This is a genomic window from Exiguobacterium sp. HVEsp1, assembly GCF_002009685.1.
GTDB classification, from domain to species: Bacteria; Bacillota; Bacilli; order Exiguobacteriales; family Exiguobacteriaceae; genus Exiguobacterium; species Exiguobacterium profundum.
In genome coordinates, this window is sequence record NZ_KV917367.1 from 54,227 (window position 1) to 56,726 (window position 2,500).

Below are 2,500 nucleotides of genomic sequence, written 5' to 3' on the forward strand. Positions count from 1 at the left end.
CTCGGAGGGGGCTTCATGCTTAGATGCTTTCAGCACTTATCCCGTCCGCACGTAGCTACCCAGCGGTGCTCCTGGCGGAACAACTGGTACACCAGCGGTGCGTCCATCCCGGTCCTCTCGTACTAAGGACAGCTCTCCTCAAATTTCCTGCGCCCACGACGGATAGGGACCGAACTGTCTCACGACGTTCTGAACCCAGCTCGCGTACCGCTTTAATGGGCGAACAGCCCAACCCTTGGGACCTACTCCAGCCCCAGGATGCGATGAGCCGACATCGAGGTGCCAAACCTCCCCGTCGATGTGGACTCTTGGGGGAGATCAGCCTGTTATCCCCAGGGTAGCTTTTATCCGTTGAGCGATGGCCCTTCCATGCGGAACCACCGGATCACTAAGCCCGACTTTCGTCCCTGCTCGACTTGTAGGTCTCGCAGTCAAGCTCCCTTCTGCCTTTGCACTCTTCGAATGATTTCCAACCATTCTGAGGGAACCTTTGGGCGCCTCCGTTACTGTTTAGGAGGCGACCGCCCCAGTCAAACTACCCGCCTGACACGGTCCTCCAGCCGGATCACGGCTGCGAGTTAGAGACTCTATACGCAAAGGGTGGTATCCCAAGGGTGTCTCCACCGAAGCTGGCGCTCCGGCTTCACAAACTCCCACCTATCCTGTACATCGCGTACAAAGCCTCAATATCAGGCTGTAGTAAAGCTCCATGGGGTCTTTCCGTCCTGTCGCGGGTAACCTGCATCTTCACAGGTACTATGATTTCACCGGGTCTCTCGTTGAGACAGTGCCCAAATCGTTACGCCTTTCGTGCGGGTCGGAACTTACCCGACAAGGAATTTCGCTACCTTAGGACCGTTATAGTTACGGCCGCCGTTTACTGGGGCTTCGGTTCAGTGCTTCTCTTGCGATGACACATCCCCTTAACCTTCCAGCACCGGGCAGGCGTCAGCCCCTATACTTCATCTTGCGATTTAGCAGAGACCTGTGTTTTTGCTAAACAGTCGTTTGGGCCTATTCACTGCGGCTTATGTTGCCATAAGCGTCCCTTCTCCCGAAGTTACGGGACCATTTTGCCGAGTTCCTTAACGAGAGTTATCCCGCGCGTCTTAGAATTCTCATCTCGCCTACCTGTGTCGGTTTGCGGTACTGGCGCCGACCTCCTCACTAGAGGCTTTTCTTGGCAGCGTGAAATCCGGTGCTTCGCCCTACGGGCTCCACGTCACAGCTCAACCTTGTATGCCGGGCGGATTTGCCAACCCGACGGCCTCGCTGCTTGTCCGTGCACTTCCAGTCGCACGGTCACCTTATCCTTCTGCGTCCCCCCATCGTTCAAACGGTGGTACGGCGGTACAGGAATATCGACCTGTTGTCCATCGCCTACGCCTTTCGGCCTCGGCTTAGGTCCAGACTAACCCTGAGCGGACGAGCCTTCCTCAGGAAACCTTAGGCTTTCGACGGAGGGGATTCTCACCCCTCTTTTCGCTACTCACACCGGCATTCTCACTTCCAAGCGCTCCACGGCTCCTCACGATACCGCTTCACTGCTGCTTGGAACGCTCTCCTACCATCCCTTACGGGATCCATAGCTTCGGTGGTATGTTTAGCCCCGTTACATTTTCGGCGCGGCGCCACTCGACTAGTGAGCTATTACGCACTCTTTGAATGGTGGCTGCTTCTAAGCCAACATCCTAGTTGTCTGTGCAGCGCCACATCCTTTTCCACTTAACATACACTTGGGGACCTTAGCTGATGGTCTGGGCTGTTTCCCTCTCGACTACGGATCTTATCACTCGCAGTCTGACTCCCGAGTACAAGTTGCTGGCATTCGGAGTTTGACTGAATTCGGTAACCCTGTGGGGGCCCCTAGTCCAATCAGTGCTCTACCTCCAGAACTCTTCACCTCGAGGCTAGCCCTAAAGCTATTTCGGAGAGAACCAGCTATCTCCAGGTTCGATTGGCATTTCACCGCTACCCACACCTCATCCCCGCACTTTTCAACGTGCGTGGGTTCGGACCTCCAGTCAGTGTTACCTGACCTTCATCCTGGACATGGGTAGATCACCTGGTTTCGGGTCTACGACGACGGACTGATGCGCCCTGTTCAGACTCGCTTTCGCTGCGGCTCCGCCTCATCGGCTTAACCTCGCCCGCCATCGTAACTCGCCGGTTCATTCTACAAAAGGCACGCCATCACCCGTGAACGGGCTCTGACTACTTGTAGGCATACGGTTTCAGGATCTCTTTCACTCCCCTTCCGGGGTGCTTTTCACCTTTCCCTCACGGTACTGGTTCACTATCGGTCACTAGGAAGTATTTAGCCTTGGGAGATGGTCCTCCCGGATTCCGACGGGGTTTCACGTGTCCCGCCGTACTCAGGATCCACTCTGGAGGGGATGGGGTTTCGGCTACAGGGCCGTCACCTTCTCTGGCCGACCTTTCCAGGTCGTTCACCTACCCTATCCCTTTGTAACTCCGTGTAGAGTGTCCTACAACCCCA

The 2,500-nt window shown here is 55.8% G+C and carries 1 rRNA gene (only partly in view); it reads right to left on the minus strand.

The window, feature by feature from the left end:
• Positions 1–2,500, minus strand: a 23S ribosomal RNA gene (locus tag BV910_RS00305) (it extends past both window edges: 122 nt to the left, 292 nt to the right).